Raw genomic sequence first — 21,430 nt, 5'->3', positions numbered from 1 at the left:
TGCCGGAGGGGACCGGGTTCCTGGACCGGGGGTGAGGTTCGTAGACTGGTAGGTGAATTCCTGCCGTCCCCAGCTTGGAGAATCCTCGATGACCGTTGTGCCCGGCACCGACGTCAACACCGCCTCGCTCTCAGACCTCGACCCCGAGCTGGCGCAGGCCATGGCCGGCGAGCTGTCGCGCCAGCGCGACACGCTCGAGATGATCGCGTCGGAGAACTTCGTGCCGCGCGCGGTGCTCCAGGCGCAGGGCAGCGTGCTCACCAACAAGTACGCCGAGGGCTACCCGGGGCGCCGCTACTACGGCGGCTGCGAGAACGTCGACATCGTCGAGGACCTCGCCCGCGCCCGCGCCAAGGAACTGTTCGGCGCCGAGTTCGCGAACGTCCAGCCGCACTCGGGCGCGCAGGCCAACGCCGCCGTGCTGATGGCGCTGATGAACCCGGGCGAGAAGCTGCTGGGGCTCGACCTCGCCCACGGCGGGCACCTGACCCACGGCATGAAGCTGAACTTCTCCGGCAAGCTGTACGACGTCGCGTCCTACGGGGTCAGCAAGGACGACCACCGCGTCGACATGGACGAGGTCCGCTCGATCGCGGTGGCCGAGAAGCCGAAGGTCATCGTCGCCGGATGGTCCGCGTACCCGCGGCACGAGGACTTCGCCGCGTTCCGCTCCATCGCCGACGAGGTCGGCGCCTACCTGTGGGTCGACATGGCGCACTTCGCCGGGCTCGTCGCCGCGGGCCTGCACCCGTCGCCGGTGCCGTACGCCGACGTCGTGTCCACCACCGTCCACAAGACCCTCGGCGGCCCGCGCTCGGGTCTGATCCTCGCCAAGCAGGAGTGGGCCAAGAAGATCAACTCCGCGGTGTTCCCGGGCCAGCAGGGTGGCCCGCTCATGCACGTCATCGCCGCGAAGGCCGTCGCGCTGAAGATCGCCGCGAGCGAGGAGTTCAAGGACCGGCAGCGCCGCACCGTCTCCGGTGCGCAGATCCTCGCCGAGCGCCTGATGCAGTCCGATGTCACCGACAAGGGCATCACCGTGCTGACCGGCGGCACCGACGTGCACCTTGTCCTCGTCGATCTGCGCAACTCGCAGCTCGACGGCCAGCAGGGCGAGGACCTGCTGCACGAGATCGGCATCACCGTCAACCGCAACGCGGTTCCGTTCGACCCGCGTCCGCCGATGGTCACGTCCGGTCTGCGCATCGGCACCCCGGCACTGGCCACCCGCGGCTTCGGGGACGAGCAGTTCACCGAGGTCGCCGAGATCATCGCGGCCGCGTTGACGGGGTCGTCCGACACCGCGACGCTGCGCGGCCGGGTGAGCAAGCTTGCCGCCGACGCTCCGCTGTACCAGGGTCTCGAGGACTGGAACCTGATCTAGGCGCGACGCCCGGCAATCTGTCCGGATCGTCTCGTTTACCCAATCTTCACCGACACGCCTCGTCGCTCATCGAGCGAACGGGGCGTGTCGGCGTTAGCGTCGGGGGTGTAGACGGCGCAGTTGCCGGCTACGCGGGAGGTCCTGATCGTGACTGTGACAGGCAGAGCGAGGGGCCGGCACCCGGCCCTCGTGTCCCTCGTGGACACCAGGTTCGACCGGCCCATCGAACGAAGTCTGTGTGGTGCTGCACAGATCTAGGAGCCTCACGTGACTGCAACACGCTCCGTCCCCGCCCGCCGCTCCGGCAGGACCCCGGCGAAGAAATCCGATGTACGCACCTTCGTGCTGGACACCTCCGTGTTGCTCTCCGATCCGTGGGCGGTGACCCGCTTCGCTGAGCACGAAGTGGTGCTGCCCCTCGTCGTGATCGGCGAACTCGAAGGCAAACGGCACCATCACGAACTGGGTTGGTTCGCGAGGGAATCGTTGCGGCTGCTCGACGACCTGCGCCTGCAGCACGGCCGGCTCGATCAGCCCATCCCCATCGGGACCGCGGGAGGCACCCTGCACGTCGAGCTCAACCACACCGACCCGGAGGTGTTGCCGGCCGGATTCCGCACCGACACCAACGACTCCCGGATCCTGGCGTGCGCGCTGAACCTCGCCGGCGACGGCCGCGACGTGGTGCTGGTCAGCAAGGACATCCCGCTCCGGGTCAAGGCCGGGGCCGTCGGGCTGACCGCCGACGAGTACCACGCCCAGGACGTGGTGACGTCGGGCTGGACCGGCATGACCGAGCTCGAGGTGGACAGGGCGCTGATCGACGACCTGTTCGCCGAGGGGCTCGTCGACCTCGACACCGCGAGGGATCTGCCGTGCCACACCGGGATCCGCCTGCTGGGCGGCTCGTCCAGCGCCCTGGGCCGGGTCACGCCGGACAAGCGGGTGCAGCTGGTGCGCGGGGATCGGGAGGCGTTCGGGTTGCACGGGCGTTCCGCGGAACAGCGGGTGGCGCTGGACCTGCTGCTCGACGAGTCCGTCGGCATCGTCTCGCTCGGCGGGAAAGCGGGGACGGGCAAGTCGGCGCTGGCGCTGACCGCGGGCCTCGAGGCCGTGCTCGAGCGTCGCACCCAGCGCAAGGTCGTGGTGTTCCGGCCGCTGTACGCCGTCGGCGGCCAGGAACTGGGCTATCTGCCGGGCAGCGAGAGCGAGAAGATGGGCCCGTGGGCGCAGGCCGTGTTCGATACCCTCGACGGTCTCGCGAGCCCGGAGGTGATGGACGAGGTCATCAGCCGGGGCATGCTGGAAGTGCTTCCGCTGACCCATATCCGGGGCCGGTCCCTGCACGACTCGTTCGTCATCGTCGACGAGGCCCAGTCCCTCGAGCGCAACGTGCTGCTCACCGTGCTGTCCCGGCTCGGCGCCGGCTCGCGGGTGGTGCTCACCCACGACGTCGCCCAGCGCGACAACCTGCGGGTGGGCCGCTACGACGGCGTCGCGGCGGTGATCGAGAAGCTCAAGGGACATCCGCTTTTCGCGCACGTCACCTTGACCCGCAGTGAGCGCTCGCCGATCGCGGCGCTGGTGACCGAGATGCTCGAGGAGTTCGCCCCGGGCGCCTGACGCCGTCGGTCCGGTGGGCCGAATGTCACACCGGTTCGATGTGATCGACCCGATGTGACATTCGGCCACCGCCCCGCGCGAGCGGGTCAGTCCTGCGAGGGACGCGGGCCGAGTTCGGCCTCGAGGACCTCCTGGACGACGCGCATCGCGGCCAGGCCGGCCGGGGCGCCGCAGTAGGCGCCCGCGTGGATGACCGCCTCGACGATCTCGGTGCGGGTCAGACCGTTTCGCAGGGCGCCGCGCACGTGCCCGCGCAGCTCGTTCTCCGCGCGCAGCGCGATCAGCATGCCCAGGTTGAGCAGGCTGCGGCTGCGACGGTCGAGTCCCGGCCGGGTCCACACCGAGCCCCACACGTGCTCGGTGACGAACTCCTGCATCTCCTCGGAGTCGGTGCCGCGGGCGCGGTCGAAGGCCCGCTCGACGAAGTCGGCGCCCATCACCTCGCTGCGGACCTGAACTCCGGCCTCGAACGCGGGCGTCCGGTCGGCGTCGGTCATCGTCGTGCTCCCTGCCTCGTCGCCGTCGAACGGTTCGGCGGCCGGGGCGATTCTACGACCGGCGCAGCACCGCCCGGAGCGCGCCGGCGCCCAGGGCGCCGACGAACGTGCCGACGTTGTAGTGGTCGTCCCACACCGCGATCTTCCCGTCGCGCAGTTCGAACGTGCCGCACACCCAGAACCGGGCGGAGACGGGGCCGAGGCGCAGGACGTCGGTGCGCTCGGTGAGCACCACGTTTCCGGTCGCGGCGATGTGATGGATGGTGACGTCGAAGCCCAGCGACGGCCGGCGCAGGCCCTCGAGGATGCGCCGCACGCGGGGCAGGCCCCGCACGGTCGGCAGCGACGTGTTGTGCCAGGCGATGTCCGGGTCGACGAGGGCGGCGGCGCGCTCGACGTCCTCGGCGACCATCGCGTCGAGGAACTCGCGGACGACGGCGACGGACTTCTCGTCCACGGAGGTGTGCGGCTCGGTCATGACGCTCCTGTTCGGGTGAAGGTTCCCAGGCCGTTCTCGTTCCAGTACTCGAACGTGACGCCGTCGGGGGTGAAGGTGGCCGTGGAGATCGTCCCGTCCGGGGCGTTCTCACCGCCGTCGATCGGGAAGGTGAATACGTCGCCGTCCCAGTGGTCGAGCCGGTAGGTCTGCCCGGCGGGACCGATGGTGAGCACCAGTGTGCCGTCGCGATCGTCGATCCGCGCGGGACCGTAGTACTCGCTGGTGTAGGCGCCGGTGTACTGCCCGAGGGGGCGGGCCGGAGCCGGATTCGTGGGAGCGGGGCGTCCGACGAGCGAGCCCTTCGGATCGTCGAACGATGCGAACGCCCCCTCGTAGAGGGCGAACCAGTCCTCGCGGATCTCGCCGAACTGCACGAGATCGGCGAACTCGGCGGCGAGGGTCTCCGGCACGCCGATCGGGGCGGCGTTGGTGAGCGCGACGATCGCGACGTCCGCCGACGGCAGCGCCGTGAACGCGGTCGCGGCACCCAGCGAGAACGCCCCGGAATGGCTCAGCGTCACCCGTCCGGCCGGGCTCGTGCCCACGTTGAACCCGTACCCGTAGAACCCCGCCCGGCTGTCGACGGTGCCCGGCGGGCTCGACACGGCCTGCGGGGACACCGCCGGCAGCAGGGCGTCCGCGTCGACGATGCGCCGGCCCTGGTACTCGCCGTCGCCGAGCAGCATGGTCAGCCACCGCGCGACGTCGGTGACCGAGGCGCTCACCCCGCCGGCCGGGGACTGGGCGTCGGGATCGCGGACGGCGCGCGCGACGTAGTCGCCGTCGACGAGCTGATGACCCACGGCCCGGTTGGTCCGGGCCTCGTAGTCCTCGAATCGTGAACTGGTGGAGGTCATTCCGAGGGGTTCGTACAGCACCCGCGCCGACAGGTCCGCCCAGTCGGCCCCGGACGCGTCGGCCACCGCCTGCGCCGCGGCCGTGAGCCCGAAGTTGGTGTACTCGTAGGAATCCCGGAACGGCCCGAGCGGCAGCAGGCGGAACCGGTCGAACACCTGCTCGCGGTCGAAACCGAGGTCCTCGAGCTCGTCGCCGGCGTGGTCGGGAAGCCCGGAGCGATGGGCGTAGAGATCGCCGACGGTCACCCGGCTCGTCACGTACGGGTCCGCGAGGGCGAAGCCCGGCAGGCGTTCGATCACCGGGGTGTCCCAGCCGATCACGCCCTCGCCGACCTGGTGTGCGACGACGGTTGCGCCGAGCGGCTTCGACATCGACGCCAACTGGAAGACGGTGTCCGCGTCCACGGCGGCGTCGCGGCCGGCCTCGCGCACACCGAACCCCTTCGCGTACACGATCTCACCGCGGTGCACGACCGCGACGGCCATCCCGGGGATGGCGGTCCGATCCATCAGCTCGCGTGCGAGGTCGTCGAGGCGGGCGACGGCGTCGTCGACCTGTCCGTCCGGGATGTCGACGCCGGCGACCTGCGGGGGAGTGAGCGACCGGGACTCCGGCGAGGCCGGTGCCGAGGACGTCGGGGAATCGGTGTCGACCGAGACGCACCCGGCCGACAGGGTCGCCACGAGGGCGAGGGCGGCGCCGATCCGGCGACGACGGGGTGCGCGCATGTCACGGCCTTTCTCGTCCGTCGCATGGTAAGCCCTGCGTCCGTGGCGCGGAAGCGTTCTGTTTCCGCGTCACGGATGCCGGTGACGGTGGCGGCCGCCGGTCGCAGCCTCGTTCGCCGATCGTTGTGCGACTGTGACGAGGGGAGCGGGCCGGGGCGGTCGAACCGACGCACCGGGCACGACCTGCGCCGATGCTGCGATTGCCGCGGGGCGCGGACGAGCACCGGCCGCGCGGTCCGGTCCGGCGCGCGGAAACCGCCGCACACGACGGCACGGGATGGTTAGCGTCGAGAGGCCGGTGTTCGGATCCCAACGAGGAGTGATCCCATGAATCGAATCCCGCGTCGTTCTGCCACTGTCGCCGCGGCCGTCGCGGCTGCAGGGCTGGTACTGGCCGGCTGCAGCAGCGACGACGGCACCACCGCAGAGGATGTCGTCGGCAGCGCCACGAGTGCAGCGCAGTCCGCGGTCGAGGGTGCAACGTCCGCCGCCCGGTCAGCGGTCGAAGACGCCACCGGAACCGGAGGCCCCACGGAACCGGGCGCCTCCGTCGAGGAGACGACCACGCTGCCGGGTGCGGGCGGCGCCGAGTACACCATCAGCGGGCCGATTCTGGCGAAGTACAACGAGATCGGCGGTGCGAACAGCCCGCTCGGGGCGCCGACCGCGGATCAGCAGGACGTCGGCGACGGCTACATCGCGGAGTTCGAGGGCGGCATCATCGCCTGGAGTCCCGACACCGACTCGCACGTGGTGTGGGGCGAGATCCGCACCGCCTGGGAGGCCCAGGGCGGCGCGGAGGGTGAACTCGGCTTCCCGATCAGTGACGAGCGCCCGATCCCGAACGGCCTGGAGAGCGAGTTCGAGATGGGCACCATCACCTACGTCGCGGGTGCGACGCAGGTGATCCCGAAGTAACCCGTCCCGATGTAGCCCGCGCCGGCTACGGCTGGAACACGAGCCGGCCGACGGTGTGCCCGTCCCCGAGGCGGGCCACCCCGTCGGCGACGTCGTCGAGGGAGAGCCGCTCGCTGATCAGCGGCTTGATGGAGCCGTCGTCGGCGAGGCGGCACAGTTCCTCGTGGCAGGCCTCGATCGCGGCACGGTTGTACTGCCGGTACAGGCCCCAGTGCAGGCCGATGATCGAGTAGTTCTTGATGAGCGCGTGGTTCAGCGCCGGTTGCGGGATGGTGCCCCCGGCGAACCCGATCACCAGGATGCGGCCCTCGAACGCGATGCACTTGGTGGAGCGGTTGTACGAGTCGCCGCCGACGGGGTCGTAGATCACGTCCGCGCCGCGGCCGGCGGTGACGTCCTTGACGACCTCGACGAAGTCCTCCCGGTGCCGGTCGACGACGACGTCGGCGCCGAGAGCCCGGCAGTAGTCGGCCTTCTCGGCGCCGCCGACGACACCGATCACGGTGGCCCCGGCGGCCTTGCCGAGCTGCACTGCGGCACTGCCGACCCCACCGGCGGCAGCGTGCACGAGCAGGGTCTCCCCGGCCCGCAACTGCGTACGGCGGTGCAGGGCGAACCACGACGTCTGGTATCCGATCGACAGCGCCGAGGCCTCGGCGTCGTCGAGGGACGACGGGGCGCGGTAGGCGTCCTCCTCCGGAACCACGGCGAGCTCGGCGAATCCGCCGAAGGGGAACTCGGGATTGCCGATGATCCGGTCGCCGACGGCGAAGCGGGTGACGCCCTCGCCGGCCGCGACGACGGTCCCGGCGAGTTCGACGCCCGGCGTGAAGGGCAGTTCCGGCTTCAGCTGGTACTGCCCGCGGCACAGCAGCACGTCGGGGAAGTTGGCCGGCGCCGCGGCGACGCGCACGACGAGTCGTCCGGGCCCCGCCTCGGGGTCGGGGACGTCCATCAGCTGCAGCGCTTCCTTGGGCTCGCCCACTTCGTGAATTCGCCAGGCCTTCATAGGGTTACCTTTCGCTCGAGTTCGGTGTGCGGAGGTGCGCTCAGCGGGCGGCGACGCCGGCCTCTGCTGCGGCGGCGGTACCGAGCATCGCTCCACCGTCGACGACGAGGGTCTCGCCGGTGATCCAGCTCGCCGCGTCGGAGGCGAGGAAGGCCACCGCCGAGGCGATGTCGGCCGGCTCGCCGATCCTGCCGAGCGGCAGGGCCGCGTCGAGCCGGTCCTCGTGGTCCTTCCAGAGGGCCTCGGCGAGGCGGGTGCGCACGACGCCCGGGGCGACGGCGTTGACCCGCACCCGCGGCGCCAGCTCCAGGGCGAGCTGGCGGGTGAGGTGGATCAGCGCCGCCTTCGAGGCGTTGTAGAGGCCGATGTTCGCCTCGGGTGCCATCCCGCCGATGGAGGCGGTGTTGACGACCGCGCCCCCGTGCTCGCCCATCCACTCCTGCACGGCCAGGGAGGTCCACAGCACCGGACCCCACAGGTTGACGTCGAAGGTCTTGGCGAACCGGGCGTGGTCCTGGGCGATCACCGGGCCGAACGCGGGGTTGGTGCCCGCGTTGTTGACGAGGATGTCCAGGCGCCCGAACCGCTCGACGGTGAGCTCGACACACCGCCGGGCCGCGTCCTCGTCGACCGCGTGCGCGCCGACACCGAGTGCGGTGCCCCGCACCCCGGCCGCGGTGACGTGCGCGGCCGCGGCGTCGGCCGCGTCCTGCTTGCGGGAGGTGAGCACCACGTTCGCGCCGGCCGCCGCGAGGTCCCGGGCGACGGCCAGGCCGATGCCACGGGACGCTCCGGTGACGATCGCGGTGCGGCCGGTCAGATCGAGTCCGGTCATGGGTCAGCCCACCGTCACCTTGTGGCCGTTGACCGACGGGGCGCCGGCGGGAGCGGTGCGGTACTTGCGCAGCTCGGCGACGGCGATGGAGCGCTTGTGCACCTCGTCGGGGCCGTCGGCGAGGCGCAGCGTGCGCATGTGTGCGTACATCATCGCGAGCGGGAAGTCGTCGGTGACGCCGCCGCCGCCGTGCACCTGGATGGCGCGGTCGATGATCTTCAGCGCCATCGTCGGGGCGGCGACCTTGATGGCCGCGATCTCCATGCGTGCCTGCTTGTTGCCGACGGTGTCCATCAGGTGCGCCGCCTTCAGGGTGAGCAGCCGGGTCATCTCGATCTCGATGCGGGCCTCGGCGATCCAGTCCTGGATGTTGGCGCGCTCGCTGAGGGGCTGACCGAACGTCACCCGGCTCGCCGCGCGCCGGCACAGGAGCTCGAGGGCCCGCTCGGCCATGCCGATGGCGCGCATGCAGTGGTGGATGCGGCCGGGTCCGAGCCGGGCCTGGCTGATCGCGAAGCCCTCGCCCTCGCCCGCGAGGACGTCCTTGCTCGGCACCCGCACATTCTCGAAGGTGATCTCGGCGTGGCCCTCGCGGTCGGCGTACCCGAAGACCGGGAGGTTGCGCACCACGGTCACGCCGGGGGCGTCGATCGGCACGACCATCATCGACTGCTGGCGGTGCGGGGCGGCAGTGGGATCGGTCTTGCCCATCACGATGAGCACCTTGCAGTTCTTGTGCATCGCGTTGGAGGCGAACCACTTACGCCCGTTGAGGATGTACTCGTCGCCGTCCCGGACCATGGACAGCTCGATGTTGGTGGCGTCGGAGCTGGCGACGGCGGGTTCGGTCATCGCGAACGCCGAGGCCATCGTGCCCTCGAGCAGCGGGCGCAGGTACTTCTCCTTGTGCTCGTCGGTCCCGAAGAGGGTGAGCACCTCCATGTTGCCGGTGTCGGGGGCGTTGCAGTTGCACGCCTCGGAGGCGATGTGGCTGCGGCCCATGATCTCGGCGAGGGGCGCGTACTCGAGGTTGGTCAGGCCCGGGCCCCAGTCGGGGTGGGGGTGGAAGAGGTTCCACAGGCCGCGCCGGCGGGCCTCGGCCTTGAGCTCCTCGAGGATCGGGGGCTGGAAGTGCGGATCCCCGGAGGCGCGCATCTGCTCCTCGTACACCGCCTCGGCGGGGTAGACGTGCTCGTCCATGAAGGCGAGCAGGGTGTCGCGGTACTGCACGGTGCGCTCGGACATTTCGTAGACCGACATGGTCACTCCTGGCGGAAGGGGGGCAGGGCTGGGATCGCCCGTCGTCGAAGGCGGTGCGTCGCGAAGAGGATGGTGACGGACGTCTCCCTCTCTGTATAGTTGAACGCGGTTTCAACTTCAAGTTTCGATTCGGCGCGAGTCGTTCCGGCCGCGCGGAGAGGAAGCATCCATGACCGACGACATCACCACCCTGCCCGTGCGTCCCACGGGCCTCGACGACCTCCAGGCCCTGGTGGGACGGGATATCGGGCCGACGGACTGGGTGCCGGTCACCCAGGAGCTCGTGAACGCCTTCGCCGAGGTCACCGACGACCACCAGTGGATCCACGTCGACCCCGAGCGCGCCGCGACGAGTCCGCTGGGCACGGCGATCGCGCACGGTCTGCTCGTGCTCTCGCTGGGGCCGGGATTGTCCTACAAGCTCATGAGCTTCGACGGATTCGCCCACGGGCTCAACTACGGCTACGACAAGGTGCGCTTCGTCTCGCCGCTGCCGGTGGGCTCCCGCATCCGGATGCGTATGCAGGTTCTCGGGGCCGAGGCCGCCGGCGGCGGCATCCAGATCCGGACGCTGCAGACGTTCGAGCGCGAGGGGCAGGAGAAGCCGGTCGCGGTGGCCGAGTCGCTCGCCCGCGTCGTCGCCTGAGCGGTATACGGCAAAGATGCTGCCGGCCTCCACGAGTGATCGTGGAGGCCGGCAGCACCCGTTCCGGTTACTGTGCGTGGGCGATGCCCGGGACGGCCTTCGGGTCGCGGCGCACCGCGGCGGGGTTGGTCTCCTTCAGCACCCACGCCGAGAACAGCGTGAGGGCGCCCATCAGGGCCACGAACACCGAGACCCACGTCGTCGTGCCGGTGTTGGCGATCAGGGCGGTCATGATGAACGGCGTGCCACCGCTGACGGTGACGGCGGCGAGCTGGTAGGCGAGCGATGCGCCCGAGAGCCGGACGTTCGGTTCGAAGAGCTCGCCCAGGTACGCCGCCAGCGGGCCGTACGTCATGGACTGGAAGATCGAGCCGACCGTGACGGCCACCGCGAACAACACGAGATTCGCGGTGTTGACGAGCCAGAAGTAGGGGAATGCCCACAGCACGAGCGCCGCGGCCCCGATCATGATCATCGGCCGGCGGCCGACGCGGTCGGAGATCCACCCCGACCACAGGATGAACCCGAGGCCCACCAGCGAGCTGGCCAGCGACACGGCCAGGATCGAGTTGCGGTTCATGCCGAGTTCGGTGGTGCCGTAACTCAGGACGCCGGCGATGCTGATGTAGAACAGCGAGTTCGTCGCGGCGAGCAGGCCGCAGCCCAGCAGGATCTTGCGCCAGTGGGTGCGGATCGCCTCGGCCAGCGGGGCCTGGACGACCTGCTGCTCGGGCCGGGTGGCTGCGACTTCGGCCTGCAGTTCCCGGAATTCGGGGGTGTCCTCCACCTTGGTCTGGATGTAGAGGACGACGGGGAACAGCGCCGCGCTGGCGAGGAACGGTATCCGCCAGCCCCAGTCGAGGAACACCTCGTTCGGCATCGCGGCCGTCGCCGTCAGGAAGGCGACGTTGCCCAGGATGACGCCGCACGGCACACCCATCTGCCCGAACGTGCCGGCGAAGCCTCGCCGCTTGGGATCCGCGGACTCGGTGAGCAGCAGGACGATTCCGCCCCACTGTCCGCCGCAGGCGATGCCCTGCAGGAAGCGCAGCGTCACCAGGAGGATGGGGGCGAGGACGCCGATGGAGGCGGCGGAGGGCAGGCAGCCGATGAGGAACGTCGCCAGGCCCATGAGCAGCAGGGAGACCACGACGACGGGTTTGCGGCCGTAGCGGTCACCGAAGTGGCCGGCCACGAGTCCGCCGATGGGACGGGCCACGAAGCCGGCCCAGAAGGTGCTGAAGGACAACAGCGTTCCCATCAGGGGTGAGCTGTCGGGGAAGAACACGTGCGGGAAGACCAGCGCCGCGGCGGTGCCGTAGAGAAAGAAGTCGTACCACTCGATCGAGCTGCCGATCAGCCCGGCGGCGAGCAGCTTACGATGAGCGCGCGTGTGGTGCGACGTGCCGGCGGGCGCGATGCCGGTCGGACTCACGGATGACGATGTCACAGATCAATTCCTCCGGTCGGACGGGCCGAGAAACAGCACTCAAACATGAATTCGGGTTCAGGCTGTGGTGCTAGTCTGGGGCATCGGTCATGTGATGTCAATCACGAGCCGGCCTCCCCCCAAAATGTCACTCGACGAAGGGAAACCAGTCATGGCCAGTGTTCTCGACCCCGTCCTCGCCCATGCGGACGCGGCGCCGGAACGCATCGCCCTGCGCGCGCAGGACGGGCAGCGAAGCTATCGCCGGCTCCGCGACGACGCGCTGCGCTACGGCGCACTGCTCCGCGGTCGCGGCGTCACCACCGGCGACCGGGTGCTCCTGCTCGCCCCGTCGGTACCCGAATTCGTGGTGGCCTACCTGGGCATTCAGGCGGTCGGCGCCGTGGTGGTTCCGGTGAACACCATGTCCACCGCGGCCGAGCTGAGCTATACGCTCGGGGACTCGCGGGCCGTGCTCGCGATCGCCTGGCACGGCGCCTCCGCCTCGGTGGCCGAGGCCGCGGAGGGTCTCGGCGTGCCGTGGCTGCCGCTGGAGCCGGGCGCCGCGGTCGAGGAAGACCCCATCGACCCCGTCGACCGTGCCGACGGCGACATCGCGGCGGTGCTGTACACGTCGGGCACCACCGGCCGCCCCAAGGGCGCCCAGCTCACCGTCTCGAATCTGCTGTCCGCGGGCCGTATTTCGTGCACATTGTCCGGATCGGGACCCGAGGACCGCGTGGGGACCGGATTGCCGCTGTTCCACATCTTCGGCCAGGCCTCGGTGATGATGTCGGCGTTCACCGCCGGATCCTCCCTGTCCCTGCTGTCCCCGTTCGACCCGGCGGCGATGCTCGATCTCGTGGTCCGGGACCGGCTGACGGTGGTGTGTGGGGTGCCGACCATGTGGAACGCGATGCTGCATGCCGAATCGCCTTACGGCCCGGCGGATTTCGAGGGGCTGCGGCTGGCGGTCTCGGGGGGAGCGTCGCTTCCGGGTGAGGTGGCCCGCGACTTCGAGCAGCGCTTCGGCTGCACCATCCGGGAGGGCTACGGCCTGACGGAGACCACGGCCATGGCGACCTTCTCGTGGGGGGACGTCCCGGCGCGCATCGGGTACAGCGGCACCGCGGCCCCGGACATCGAGGTCGAGGTCTACGGACCGGACGGCGCCCCGTGCGGGCCCGGTGAGGTGGGGGAGGTGTTCGTCCGCGGACCCGTCGTCATGGCCGGCTACTGGCAGCGCCCGGCCGACACCGCGGCCGTGCTCGACGAGCAGGGCTGGTTCCGCACCGGCGACCTAGGGGAGTTCGACGAGCAGGGCCGGTTGCGCATCGTCGACCGGGTCAAGGACCTCGTCATCCGCGGCGGCTACAACGTGTACCCCAGCGAGGTGGAGGAGGTGCTCTACGAGCATCCCGACGTCGTCGAGGCCGCCGTGGTGGGCGTGCCGGACCGGCACTACGGCGAGGAGATCGCCGCGGTGGTCGTGCTGCGCGACGGCGGCGGCGCCGACGCCGAGGACGTCGTGCGATGGTGCCGGGAGCGGTTGTCCGCCTACAAGGCACCCCGCATCGTCCGCTTCGTCGACGCACTGCCGAAGGGGGCGTCCGGGAAGATCCTCAAGCGGGCCATCGACCGGGACGAGTTGTCCCGGTTCGTCGTACGCCGCTCCGAGTCGACGGTGTGATCCGCGCCGTCCGCTGCTGGGTGCCACGCCCGGCAGCGGACGGCACCCGGCTCAGTACGTGTCGCGGCGTTCGAAGATCTCGCGCGGGTTGTCGATCAGCATCCGGTCGATGTCCGCCTCGCTCACCCCGGCCTCCCGCAGGGCGGGCAGCACGTCGTTGTGCAGGTGCATGTAGCTCCACCGCGGCGTCTCCACGGCGAGCATCTTCGGATCGAGCCAGTCGTTGAGGGTGGCGTAGTCCTGCGACAGCAGCATCCGGCCGGCGTAGCCGCGCTCGACGAGGGTCGCGATGGTCTTCACCCGCTGCTCGAAGCCGAGGTAGACGTCGACGCCGCAGCGGTCCATGCCGATGTACGACCCAGCGTCCATCAGCGCCGTGAGGTAGCCGATGTCGTCGGAATCGCCGCTGTGGCCGACGATCACACGGGAGAGGTCGACGTCCTCCTCGGTGAACAGGCGCTGCATCACCCGCCCCGACTCGGAGTGGGCGTGGGTGTGCACGGTGATCGGCACGCCGGTGCGGCGGTGGGCGACCGCCACGGCCCGGGCCGTGCGCTCGACGCCTGCGGTCAGGCCCGGGGCGTCGATGGCGCACTTGAGCATTCCGGCGCGCACTCCGGAATCGAGGATGCCCTCCTCGATGTCGCGGACGAAGAAGTCCACCAAGGGTTCCGGGCCACCGAACAGGGTGTCGGGGCCGCGGTAGTGGAAGTAGTGCGGCAGGTCCATGTAGGTGTAGAGACCGGTCGCCACGACGATGTTCATGTCGGTGGCCTCGGCGACCCGCCGGATCAGGTCGATGTTGCGGCCCGTGCCGACCACGGTGAGGTCGACGAACGTGTCGAAGCCGGCCGCGTGCACCTCCCGGACGCGGTCGATCGCCTCGGCGACCGCCGCGTCGAGGTCGACGCCGATGTCCCAGTTGCCGTGCAGTTCGGGGGAGAGGACGAACAGGTGCTCGTGCATCAACGTCCGGCCGAGGCTGCCGCTGTCGACGGTGCCGGTGACGGTGGGGACGGTGGTCATGGCGTCTCGCTTCCTGAAGACCTGAATTAGAATTCGGCTTCATATGAGACCACGATGAGACGCCTGTCACAAGACCCCCTCCGGCGTCGAGCGCAGTCAGTCCTGCGGCTCGACCCGCGTCATCGCCAACACGTCGAGCCGCCGGTCCAGCTCCTCCTCGCTCAGGCCGTCGCCGATCAGGCCCCGGTCGATCACCGCCTGCCGGATCGTCTTCTTCTCCCGCAGCGCCTCCTTCGCGACCGCGGCGGCCTCCTCGTATCCGATCGCCGAGTTCAGCGGTGTCACGATCGACGGCGACGATTCCGCCAGGGTGCGCAGGTGCTCGGTGTTCGCCACGAGACCGTCGACGCACCGCTCGGCGAACAGGCGCGAGACGTTGGCCAGCAGGCGCAGCGACTCGAGCAGGTTGCGGGCCATCATCGGGATGTACACGTTGAGCTCGAATGCGCCCGCGGCGCCGCCCCACGCCACGGCCGCGTCGTTGCCCACGACCTGCGCCGCCACCTGGGTCACCGCCTCCGGCAGCACGGGGTTCACCTTGCCCGGCATGATCGAGCTGCCCGGCTGCAGGTCCGGCAGCTGGAGCTCGGCGAGACCCGTCAGCGGACCCGACCCCATCCACCGGATGTCGTTGGCGATCTTCGTCAGCGAGACCGCGATGGTCCGCAGCGCCCCGGACGCCTCGACCAGACCGTCGCGCGCGGCCTGCGCCTCGAAACTGTTCTTCGCCGGCGTCAGCGCCTCCACCCCGGTCGCGCGCACCAGTTCGGCGACGACGCGGGGGCCGAACCCCTCGGGGGCATTCAGGCCCGTGCCGACGGCGGTGCCGCCGATGGCCAGCTCGCCGAGCCGCGGCAGCGTCGCCTGCACCCGCTCGATGCCGGCCTCGATCTGCCGGGCGTAGCCCCCGAACTCCTGCCCGAGCGTGACCGGCACGGCATCCATCAGATGGGTCCGGCCGGACTTGACGACCCGCTTCCACTCCTCCGCCTTCGCGGCGAGGGACGCCCGAAGCTGGTCGAGGGCCGGGATGAGGTCCATCACCGCCGCCTCGGTGGCGGCGACGTGCGTCGCGGTGGGGAAGGTGTCGTTCGACGACTGCGACATGTTGACGTGATCGTTGGGATGCACCGTCACCCCGCGCTGTGCGGCGAGGCTCGCGATGACCTCGTTGGCATTCATGTTCGAGCTCGTGCCCGAACCGGTCTGGAACACGTCGATGGGGAACTGGTCGTCGTGCAGGCCCTCGGCGATCTCGGTAGCGGCGGCGACGATCGCGTCGGCCTTCTCCGCGTCGAGCAGGCCCAGGTCGTGGTTGACCCGGGCGCACGCCGCCTTGAGCAGGCCCATCGCGCGGATCTGGGTGCGTTCGAGGCCGCGGCCGGAGATCGGGAAGTTCTCCACGGCCCGCTGGGTCTGAGCCCGCCACAGGGCCTCGGCCGGGACCCGGACCTCACCCATGGTGTCGTGTTCGATTCGGAACTGCTGCTCGGGATTTTCGGCCATGGCTTCACAGTAGGCGGCTCGCGCCGCAGTGGCGCCCCTTCGGACCGGCGGAGATCCGAAAGGACACCACGACCGCGAAGCGGGTCACGGCATGGGAGGAACGGCCCCCGCGACGCCGTGGAAATCGATCGACGTGAACTCGCTGAGCTTCTTCAGACGGTGGTACGCCTCGACCATCCGGACGGTGCCGGACTTGCTGCGCATCACGATCGACTGCGTCGTCGCGCCGCCGCCGTAGTAGCGGACACCCTTGACGAGTTCGCCGTCGGTGACGCCGGTCGCGCAGAAGAAGATGTTCTCGCCCTTGACCAGGTCCGTGGTGGTCAGCACGCGGCCCGGTTCGTGGCCCGCGTCGATCGCCTTCTGCCGCTCCGCGTCGTCCTTCGGGGCCAGCCGGCCCTGCAGCGCGCCACCCATGCAGCGCATCGCGGCTGCGGCGATGATGCCCTCCGGGGTGCCGCCGATGCCGAGCAGCATGTCGACACCCGAACCCGGGCGCGCCGCGGCGATCGCGCCGGCGACGTCACCGTCGGAGATCAGGCGGATGCGCGCGCCGGTCGCGCGCACATCGCTGATGAGCTGCGCGTGCCGCGGACGGTCGAGGATCGTGACGGTGATGTCGGAGATCTCCGAGTGCTTCGCCTTCGCGACCCGGCTGATGTTCTCGGCGACGGGCGCGGTGATGTCGATGACGTCCGCCGCCTCCGGGCCGACGGCGATCTTGTCCATGTAGAACACGGCGGACGGGTCGAACATGGCGCCGCGCTCGGCGACGGCGAGCACCGCGATGGAGCCGGGCGCACCCTTCGCCATCAGGGTGGTGCCGTCGATCGGGTCGACCGCCACGTCGCACAGCGGGCCGTCGCCGTTGCCGACCTCCTCGCCGTTGTAGAGCATGGGCGCCTCGTCCTTCTCGCCCTCACCGATCACGACGACGCCGCGCATCGACACCGAGCTGACCATGTGACGCATGGCGTCGACGGCGGCGCCGTCGCCGCCTTCCTTGTCACCGCGGCCGACCCAGCGGCCCGCAGCCATCGCCGCGGCCTCGGTGACACGCACCAGCTCGAGGGCGAGATTGCGGTCCGGGGCCTGGCGGCGGGTCGGGGTGCTGGCCGTCATGGGCTACTGCCTCCTGATGCAGTCGGTCGGCGCGGACGCCGACGCGGGACGGCCGCCGAGGGGACAGCCGCCGGGTTCCGATGGTTTCGAGTGGTAATTCTCTCATCACCGCCCCGTGGGCGGGGCTCGGACCCGGCCACGTGCGGGTATCGGTGCGGACGGCTGTCAGACTGGAAGCGTGGCCTCCCAGAAACCCCGCATTCTCCACGACACGCGCGACATGGCGTGGTCGCTGATCCCGCTTCTGCTGATCATGGTCGTCGTGGCCGCGATCGCCAGCCAATGCTCCTTCAGCCCCGGCGGCCCCACGGCGGGGCCCGTGCCCAGCTTCGACGTCGACGCCGGCCTGAAGTACGACGCCCGCGAGCTGGACTTCCCGATCCGGCAGCCGAAGGTGCCCGAGGACTGGCAGGCCAACTCCGGCAGCCGCAGCATCATCACCGGCGAGCAGGGTGGCGATTCGAGCACCGTCGGATTCATCACCCCTGACGGCCGGTACGTGCGGTTCACCCAGTCGAATGCGGGGGAGGACGAGCTGGTGCGGTTCGTCGCCGGGGAGCCGCGCACCGCGACGGGGGCGCAGAGCCTCGCCGGCCGCGACTGGGTGGTCTACGGCGGCGAGGGCGTCGAACCGCTGTGGGTGTCCGACTTCGGCGACGTCCGGATCCTCATCGGCGGCTCCGGCGACGAGGCCGAGTTCCGCGAGCTCGCGACCGCCGCGGGTGCGGCCGAGCCGCTGCAGCCCTAGCAGCCGCGCCGCTCACTCCTCGTCGTCGTCGGCGTGCGACAGCGCGGTCTCCACGCGCTGCCGGGCGCCGGCGAGATGCTCCTCGCAGCGCCGCGCGAGCGCCTCGCCCCGCTCCCACAACGCCAGCGAATCGTCCAGGTCCAAGCCACCCTGTTCGAGCATCTTGACCACGTTGACCAGTTCGTCGCGCGCACGCTCGTAGCCGAACTCCGCCACGTCGTCGTTCGGGCCGCTCGCGGCCGTGGTCTCCGGGCCGCTCGCGGCCGTGTCCTTCGTCTCGCTCATCCGTTCCCCGTCACTTCTCTCGTCCGATGACCGCGGCGCGCAGCGCCCCGTCGGTGACCCGCACCCGCAGCTGGGTGCCGGGCGGTGCGTCGCCGGCCGACCGCAGCACCTCCGGATCCCCGTCGGGGACCACCCGCTGGACCACCGCGTAGCCGCGGGCGAGGGTGGCGGCGGGACCGAGGGTCGCGAGCCGCGCGCCGAGGTGCTCGATCCGGGCGGCCTCGGCGTCGATCGCGCGGGTCACGTCGCGACGGGCGCACTGCCGCAGCCGCTCGATCTCCTCGCCTCGCCGGTCGACGGTGCGCAGCGGGTCTGCGAGCACCGGTCGGCTGCGCAACTGCTCGATCACGTGTTCCTCCCGGCGCACCCAGTTGCGCAGCGCCGCCGCCGACCGCCCTCGCAGCTCGTCCACCAGGTCCTGTTCGGCCACCGCGTCCGGCACGATCCGTTTGGCGGCGTCGGTGGGGGTTGCCGCCCGCAGGTCGGCGACGTGGTCGGACAGCGGGCTGTCCGGTTCGTGCCCGATGGCGCTGACCACCGGCGTCGTGCACCGGACGATCGCACGGCACAGCGCCTCGTCCGAGAACGGCAGCAGGTCCTCCACGCTGCCGCCGCCGCGCGCGAGCACGATCACGTCGACGGACGGGTCGGCGTCGAGTTCCTCGAGCGCATCCAGGATCTGCGGGACCGCGGTGGGCCCCTGGACGGCGGTGTTGCGGATCTCGAAACGGACGGCCGGCCATCGGCGCTGCGCGACGCTGAGCACGTCCCGCTCGGCGGCGCTCGCGCGCCCGGTGATCAGACCGATCCGCTGCGGCAGGAAGGGCAGGGGCCGCTTGAGCCGAGGGTCGAACAGTCCCTCGGCCGCGAGCAGCGCACGCAGCCGCTCGATGCGGGCGAGGAGTTCGCCGATACCGACGGCGCGGATCTCGGTGACCCGCAGGGCGAGGGTGCCGCGGCCGGTCCAGAACGACAGCTTGCCGAACATCACCACCCGGCTGCCCTCGGTGAGCGGTACGGGGGAGCTCTGCACCAGTTGCGGCGGGCACGTCACCGACAGCGACATGTCCGCCGAGGGATCCCGCAACGTGAGGAACGCGGTGCGGGTGCCGGGACGCACGTTGAGCTGGGTGATCTGGCCCTCCACCCAGACCGAACCGAGCCGGTCGATCCAGCCGGCGACCTTCTGCGAGACGGTCCGGACCGGCCACGGATGCTCCGCGGAGTTGGACGGGGTGGCCGTGGGCGCAGAGGTCACTTGGTGCTTGCGTTCGCGATCCGGTTGGACAGCATGGTCTCGAAGGGGTCGCGTGCGCGCGTGCCGCTCTCGTACTCGAGCAGCGCCCGCAGGTCCTCGACCGACAGGGTGCGCATCCGGGCCCGCAGTTGCGCCAGGGTCAGCGACGGGTAGTCGAGCAGTTCGACGATCTCGGGCACCTCGGATCCGGCCGCGCTCGAGGCGGCCGTCTTCTTGGCCGTCTTCTTCGCGGGTGCCTTCGCGGATTTGCCCCCGGCCGCGTCGGCGCCGCCGACGGCGGTCTTGCCGGCGCTGATCTTCGCGGCGGTGGACTCGGCGGGCGACCCGGTCTCGGGGGCGCTCTCCGTCTCGGCGGCGGTGGACTTCCCCGCCTTCGGGCCGGCGGCCACCGGCACCGCGGCCTCCGCGGCGGGCGGCATCGAGTAGAGCGCGAACCGTCCCGGCGCCGCGGCGGTCGACATCTCGGCAGTGCCCGCCGGCACCTCGGCGTCGTCGTCGAAGGTCGCCCACGACGGCTCCTCGGCGGGGGGCGCGCCGAGCAGTTCGAACAGCTGGTCACCCTTGATGGCGAGCGACGTCATCGTCTGCTGGATCCGCATCGTTGTCTGAAGGATCTGGCTGACCGTGGTCATCGGCAGTGCGACCGCGGTGGACGGCAGCTTGAGGGTCTCTTCGTACGCGGTGACGGCCAGCCCGGCCGCCACCCGCGCCATGAACGGTGGACGGATCATGAGAAACAGACTGCCTCACGTGCCGCTCGATTGGTAGCCGAGGAGGGCCGACCCCGCGAACGGCCCGTACCCTGGAGGCATGTCTGCGCCCGTTCCCCTCGAAGTCGGAATCACTCGGTCGGCCGGTTCACCGGCTGCCGGCAAGCGCGTCCTGCTCGCCGAGCCGCGCGGGTACTGCGCCGGCGTCGACCGGGCCGTCGAAACGGTGGAGAAGGCACTCGAGAAGCACGGTGCCCCGATCTACGTCCGCAAGGAGATCGTCCACAACCGTCACGTGGTCGAGACCCTCGCCGAGCGTGGCGTGGTCTTCGTCGACGAGACCGACCAGGTGCCGGCGGGCGCGGTGCTGGTGTTCTCGGCGCACGGTGTCTCGCCCGCGGTGCACGCCTCCGCCGCCGAACGCAACCTGCGCACCATCGATGCCACGTGCCCGCTGGTGACGAAGGTGCACCAGGAGGCCAAGCGCTTCGCCCGCGACGACTTCGACATCCTGCTCATCGGTCACGAGGGCCACGAGGAGGTGGAAGGCACCGCCGGCGAGGCTCCCGACCACGTCCAGCTCGTCGACGGGCCCGAAGCGGTCGACCGGGTCACCGTGCGCGACGAGGCCAAGGTGATCTGGCTGTCGCAGACCACCCTCAGCGTCGACGAGACCATGGAGACGGTCCAGCGGCTGCGCGAGAAGTTCCCCCTGCTGCAGGACCCCCCGAGCGACGACATCTGCTACGCCACCCAGAATCGGCAGGTGGCGGTCAAGGCGATGGCGCCCGAATGCGACCTCGTCATCGTCGTGGGCTCGCGCAACTCGTCGAACTCGGTGCGGCTCGTGGAGGTGGCGCTGGGTGCCGGTGCCCGAGCCGCGCATCTCGTCGACTACGCCCGCGAGGTCGACCCGGCCTGGCTCGAGGGCGTGCAGACCGTCGGGATCACCTCGGGCGCGTCGGTGCCGGAGGTTCTGGTGCGCGGCGTGATCGACCTGCTCGCCGAGCACGGCTTCGCCGACGTGCAGTCGGTGACCACGGCCAACGAGACCCTGGTGTTCGCGCTGCCCCGGGAACTGCGCTCCGCGCGGCGCGCCTGATCCGGCTCGTTCAGTCCTCGTACCGGTCCCGGTAGCGCACCCGGGGCCGCCGGTATTCCGGGGTCTCCGGAACCGGGGACTGCCTGCGGGGCGGCGGGGGAACATCGCCCCGCTCGTAGGGCCGGTCGGTGCGCGTCCGGTGGTCGCCGCGCCGGTCGTATTCCAGGCGGGCCTCGGCGGCCCGTCGCGGTGCCGCTTCGCTGCGTCGCGGCCGGTCGGCGACGTCGCGTGCCGCGGCCGGCTCGGTTGCGCCGCGACGGACCGCGTCCGGGGCCGGGGCGGTGGGGGGGGGGAGAA

At 70.7% G+C, this 21,430-nt stretch carries 20 protein-coding genes and 1 pseudogene; 7 read left to right on the top strand and 14 right to left on the bottom strand.

Going from position 1 to position 21,430, the window contains the following annotated elements; all coding sequences use genetic code 11:
* The first annotated feature begins 88 nt into the window (after nucleotides 1-88).
* Both glyA and ACWPOB_RS11510 read left to right on the top strand, forming a co-directional pair.
* On the top strand, nucleotides 89-1,384 hold the full coding sequence (glyA, locus tag ACWPOB_RS11515; RefSeq protein ID WP_100056699.1) for a serine hydroxymethyltransferase: 1,296 nt from the start codon (nucleotides 89-91) through the stop codon (nucleotides 1,382-1,384).
* A 267-nt stretch (nucleotides 1,385-1,651) separates the two neighbouring features.
* Complete coding sequence (locus ACWPOB_RS11510; RefSeq protein ID WP_455400883.1) at nucleotides 1,652-3,007, top strand: PhoH family protein; 1,356 nt, start codon at nucleotides 1,652-1,654, stop codon at nucleotides 3,005-3,007.
* 86 nt (nucleotides 3,008-3,093) lie between these two features.
* Here ACWPOB_RS11510 and ACWPOB_RS11505 read toward each other — a convergent pair whose 3' ends face one another.
* The 3 genes from ACWPOB_RS11505 to ACWPOB_RS11495 are packed head-to-tail and all read right to left on the bottom strand — an operon-like array spanning nucleotide 3,094 to nucleotide 5,589.
* Nucleotides 3,094-3,504: a carboxymuconolactone decarboxylase family protein gene (locus ACWPOB_RS11505; RefSeq protein WP_006940401.1), complete on the bottom strand. Its 411-nt coding sequence runs from the start codon at nucleotides 3,502-3,504 to the stop codon at nucleotides 3,094-3,096.
* Nucleotides 3,505-3,556: 52 nt separating this feature from the next.
* Nucleotides 3,557-3,982, bottom strand: a complete 426-nt coding sequence (locus ACWPOB_RS11500) for a limonene-1,2-epoxide hydrolase family protein (RefSeq protein ID WP_100056701.1) — start codon at nucleotides 3,980-3,982, stop codon at nucleotides 3,557-3,559.
* Entirely contained in the window at nucleotides 3,979-5,589 is a 1,611-nt protein-coding gene (locus ACWPOB_RS11495) for a serine hydrolase (protein WP_100056702.1), read from the bottom strand. Before ACWPOB_RS11495 ends, ACWPOB_RS11500 begins: the two co-directional genes overlap by 4 nt.
* Nucleotides 5,590-5,916: 327 nt before the next feature.
* Here ACWPOB_RS11495 and ACWPOB_RS11490 point away from each other — a divergent pair, with 327 nt between their 5' ends.
* Nucleotides 5,917-6,507, top strand: a complete 591-nt coding sequence (locus tag ACWPOB_RS11490; RefSeq protein ID WP_029542213.1) for an LGFP repeat-containing protein — start codon at nucleotides 5,917-5,919, stop codon at nucleotides 6,505-6,507.
* Between the two features lie 25 nt (nucleotides 6,508-6,532).
* On the opposite strand, the gene ACWPOB_RS11485 is transcribed toward ACWPOB_RS11490, so the two are convergent.
* Genes ACWPOB_RS11485 through ACWPOB_RS11475 form a run of 3 tightly spaced genes read right to left on the bottom strand, consistent with a single transcriptional unit; the run spans nucleotide 6,533 to nucleotide 9,611 of the window.
* Entirely contained in the window at nucleotides 6,533-7,516 is a 984-nt protein-coding gene (locus tag ACWPOB_RS11485) for an NADPH:quinone oxidoreductase family protein (protein WP_455400882.1), read from the bottom strand.
* A gap of 40 nt (nucleotides 7,517-7,556) precedes the next feature.
* Nucleotides 7,557-8,351: an SDR family oxidoreductase gene (locus ACWPOB_RS11480; RefSeq protein ID WP_455400881.1), complete on the bottom strand. Its 795-nt coding sequence runs from the start codon at nucleotides 8,349-8,351 to the stop codon at nucleotides 7,557-7,559.
* 3 nt (nucleotides 8,352-8,354) lie between these two features.
* On the bottom strand, nucleotides 8,355-9,611 hold the full coding sequence (locus ACWPOB_RS11475; RefSeq protein ID WP_100057192.1) for an acyl-CoA dehydrogenase family protein: 1,257 nt from the start codon (nucleotides 9,609-9,611) through the stop codon (nucleotides 8,355-8,357).
* A gap of 169 nt (nucleotides 9,612-9,780) precedes the next feature.
* On the opposite strand from ACWPOB_RS11475, the gene ACWPOB_RS11470 reads away from it, so the two are divergent.
* The gene (locus ACWPOB_RS11470; RefSeq protein ID WP_100057193.1) at nucleotides 9,781-10,257 is read left to right on the top strand and encodes a MaoC family dehydratase; all 477 of its coding nucleotides are present in this window, start codon (nucleotides 9,781-9,783) and stop codon (nucleotides 10,255-10,257) included.
* A gap of 67 nt (nucleotides 10,258-10,324) precedes the next feature.
* On the opposite strand, the gene ACWPOB_RS11465 is transcribed toward ACWPOB_RS11470, so the two are convergent.
* A complete protein-coding gene (locus ACWPOB_RS11465) occupies nucleotides 10,325-11,707 on the bottom strand; it encodes an MFS transporter (protein WP_455400880.1) in 1,383 nt (460 codons plus the stop codon).
* Between the two features lie 151 nt (nucleotides 11,708-11,858).
* Here ACWPOB_RS11465 and ACWPOB_RS11460 point away from each other — a divergent pair, with 151 nt between their 5' ends.
* Nucleotides 11,859-13,376, top strand: coding sequence for a class I adenylate-forming enzyme family protein (locus ACWPOB_RS11460; protein WP_100057195.1), 1,518 nt, complete (start codon nucleotides 11,859-11,861; stop codon nucleotides 13,374-13,376).
* 51 nt (nucleotides 13,377-13,427) lie between these two features.
* Here ACWPOB_RS11460 and ACWPOB_RS11455 read toward each other — a convergent pair whose 3' ends face one another.
* The 3 genes from ACWPOB_RS11455 to glpX all read right to left on the bottom strand — a co-directional run bounded on the left by ACWPOB_RS11455 (nucleotide 13,428) and on the right by glpX (nucleotide 17,030).
* Complete coding sequence (locus tag ACWPOB_RS11455; protein WP_100057196.1) at nucleotides 13,428-14,402, bottom strand: phosphotriesterase family protein; 975 nt, start codon at nucleotides 14,400-14,402, stop codon at nucleotides 13,428-13,430.
* 96 nt (nucleotides 14,403-14,498) lie between these two features.
* Nucleotides 14,499-15,908: a class II fumarate hydratase gene (locus tag ACWPOB_RS11450; protein ID WP_455400879.1), complete on the bottom strand. Its 1,410-nt coding sequence runs from the start codon at nucleotides 15,906-15,908 to the stop codon at nucleotides 14,499-14,501.
* Nucleotides 15,909-15,992: 84 nt separating this feature from the next.
* A complete protein-coding gene (glpX, locus tag ACWPOB_RS11445; RefSeq protein WP_006932905.1) occupies nucleotides 15,993-17,030 on the bottom strand; it encodes a class II fructose-bisphosphatase in 1,038 nt (345 codons plus the stop codon).
* A gap of 178 nt (nucleotides 17,031-17,208) precedes the next feature.
* Between glpX and ACWPOB_RS11440 the strand changes: the two genes are divergently transcribed.
* The gene (locus tag ACWPOB_RS11440; RefSeq protein ID WP_072634681.1) at nucleotides 17,209-17,778 is read left to right on the top strand and encodes a DUF4245 domain-containing protein; all 570 of its coding nucleotides are present in this window, start codon (nucleotides 17,209-17,211) and stop codon (nucleotides 17,776-17,778) included.
* Between the two features lie 12 nt (nucleotides 17,779-17,790).
* Here ACWPOB_RS11440 and ACWPOB_RS11435 read toward each other — a convergent pair whose 3' ends face one another.
* Genes ACWPOB_RS11435 through ACWPOB_RS11425 form a run of 3 tightly spaced genes read right to left on the bottom strand, consistent with a single transcriptional unit; the run spans nucleotide 17,791 to nucleotide 20,052 of the window.
* On the bottom strand, nucleotides 17,791-18,063 hold the full coding sequence (locus tag ACWPOB_RS11435; RefSeq protein ID WP_455400878.1) for an exodeoxyribonuclease VII small subunit: 273 nt from the start codon (nucleotides 18,061-18,063) through the stop codon (nucleotides 17,791-17,793).
* A gap of 10 nt (nucleotides 18,064-18,073) precedes the next feature.
* The gene (xseA, locus tag ACWPOB_RS11430; protein WP_455400877.1) at nucleotides 18,074-19,321 is read right to left on the bottom strand and encodes an exodeoxyribonuclease VII large subunit; all 1,248 of its coding nucleotides are present in this window, start codon (nucleotides 19,319-19,321) and stop codon (nucleotides 18,074-18,076) included.
* Entirely contained in the window at nucleotides 19,318-20,052 is a 735-nt protein-coding gene (locus tag ACWPOB_RS11425; RefSeq protein ID WP_455400876.1) for a lipid droplet-associated protein, read from the bottom strand. Before ACWPOB_RS11425 ends, xseA begins: the two co-directional genes overlap by 4 nt.
* Nucleotides 20,053-20,131: 79 nt before the next feature.
* Here ACWPOB_RS11425 and ACWPOB_RS11420 point away from each other — a divergent pair, with 79 nt between their 5' ends.
* Nucleotides 20,132-21,133: a 4-hydroxy-3-methylbut-2-enyl diphosphate reductase gene (locus tag ACWPOB_RS11420; protein WP_100059092.1), complete on the top strand. Its 1,002-nt coding sequence runs from the start codon at nucleotides 20,132-20,134 to the stop codon at nucleotides 21,131-21,133.
* 10 nt (nucleotides 21,134-21,143) lie between these two features.
* On the opposite strand, the pseudogene ACWPOB_RS11415 reads toward ACWPOB_RS11420, so the two are convergent.
* Nucleotides 21,144-21,430 (bottom strand): annotated as a pseudogene (locus tag ACWPOB_RS11415) (DUF6542 domain-containing protein); the annotation flags it as partial.

This window comes from Rhodococcus sp. 2H158 (genome assembly GCF_053764755.1).
The sequence above is the reverse complement of the archived record's forward strand: the minus strand, read 5'-3'. Positions and strand labels throughout refer to the sequence as shown.

Excerpts from the sequence above, each read along its gene's own strand:
- glyA (WP_100056699.1), top strand. The coding sequence starts at position 89 with ATGACCGTTGTGCCCGGCACCGACGTCAACACCGCCTCGCTCTCAGAC.
- ACWPOB_RS11505 (WP_006940401.1), bottom strand. The coding sequence starts at position 3,504 with ATGACCGACGCCGACCGGACGCCCGCGTTCGAGGCCGGAGTTCAGGTC.
- ACWPOB_RS11500 (WP_100056701.1), bottom strand. The coding sequence starts at position 3,982 with ATGACCGAGCCGCACACCTCCGTGGACGAGAAGTCCGTCGCCGTCGTC.
- ACWPOB_RS11495 (WP_100056702.1), bottom strand. The coding sequence starts at position 5,589 with ATGCGCGCACCCCGTCGTCGCCGGATCGGCGCCGCCCTCGCCCTCGTG.
- ACWPOB_RS11490 (WP_029542213.1), top strand. The coding sequence starts at position 5,917 with ATGAATCGAATCCCGCGTCGTTCTGCCACTGTCGCCGCGGCCGTCGCG.
- ACWPOB_RS11485 (WP_455400882.1), bottom strand. The coding sequence starts at position 7,516 with ATGAAGGCCTGGCGAATTCACGAAGTGGGCGAGCCCAAGGAAGCGCTG.
- ACWPOB_RS11480 (WP_455400881.1), bottom strand. The coding sequence starts at position 8,351 with ATGACCGGACTCGATCTGACCGGCCGCACCGCGATCGTCACCGGAGCG.
- ACWPOB_RS11475 (WP_100057192.1), bottom strand. The coding sequence starts at position 9,611 with ATGTCGGTCTACGAAATGTCCGAGCGCACCGTGCAGTACCGCGACACC.
- ACWPOB_RS11470 (WP_100057193.1), top strand. The coding sequence starts at position 9,781 with ATGACCGACGACATCACCACCCTGCCCGTGCGTCCCACGGGCCTCGAC.
- ACWPOB_RS11460 (WP_100057195.1), top strand. The coding sequence starts at position 11,859 with ATGGCCAGTGTTCTCGACCCCGTCCTCGCCCATGCGGACGCGGCGCCG.
- ACWPOB_RS11455 (WP_100057196.1), bottom strand. The coding sequence starts at position 14,402 with ATGACCACCGTCCCCACCGTCACCGGCACCGTCGACAGCGGCAGCCTC.
- ACWPOB_RS11450 (WP_455400879.1), bottom strand. The coding sequence starts at position 15,908 with ATGGCCGAAAATCCCGAGCAGCAGTTCCGAATCGAACACGACACCATG.
- glpX (WP_006932905.1), bottom strand. The coding sequence starts at position 17,030 with ATGACGGCCAGCACCCCGACCCGCCGCCAGGCCCCGGACCGCAATCTC.
- ACWPOB_RS11435 (WP_455400878.1), bottom strand. The coding sequence starts at position 18,063 with ATGAGCGAGACGAAGGACACGGCCGCGAGCGGCCCGGAGACCACGGCC.
- ACWPOB_RS11425 (WP_455400876.1), bottom strand. The coding sequence starts at position 20,052 with ATGATCCGTCCACCGTTCATGGCGCGGGTGGCGGCCGGGCTGGCCGTC.
- ACWPOB_RS11420 (WP_100059092.1), top strand. The coding sequence starts at position 20,132 with ATGTCTGCGCCCGTTCCCCTCGAAGTCGGAATCACTCGGTCGGCCGGT.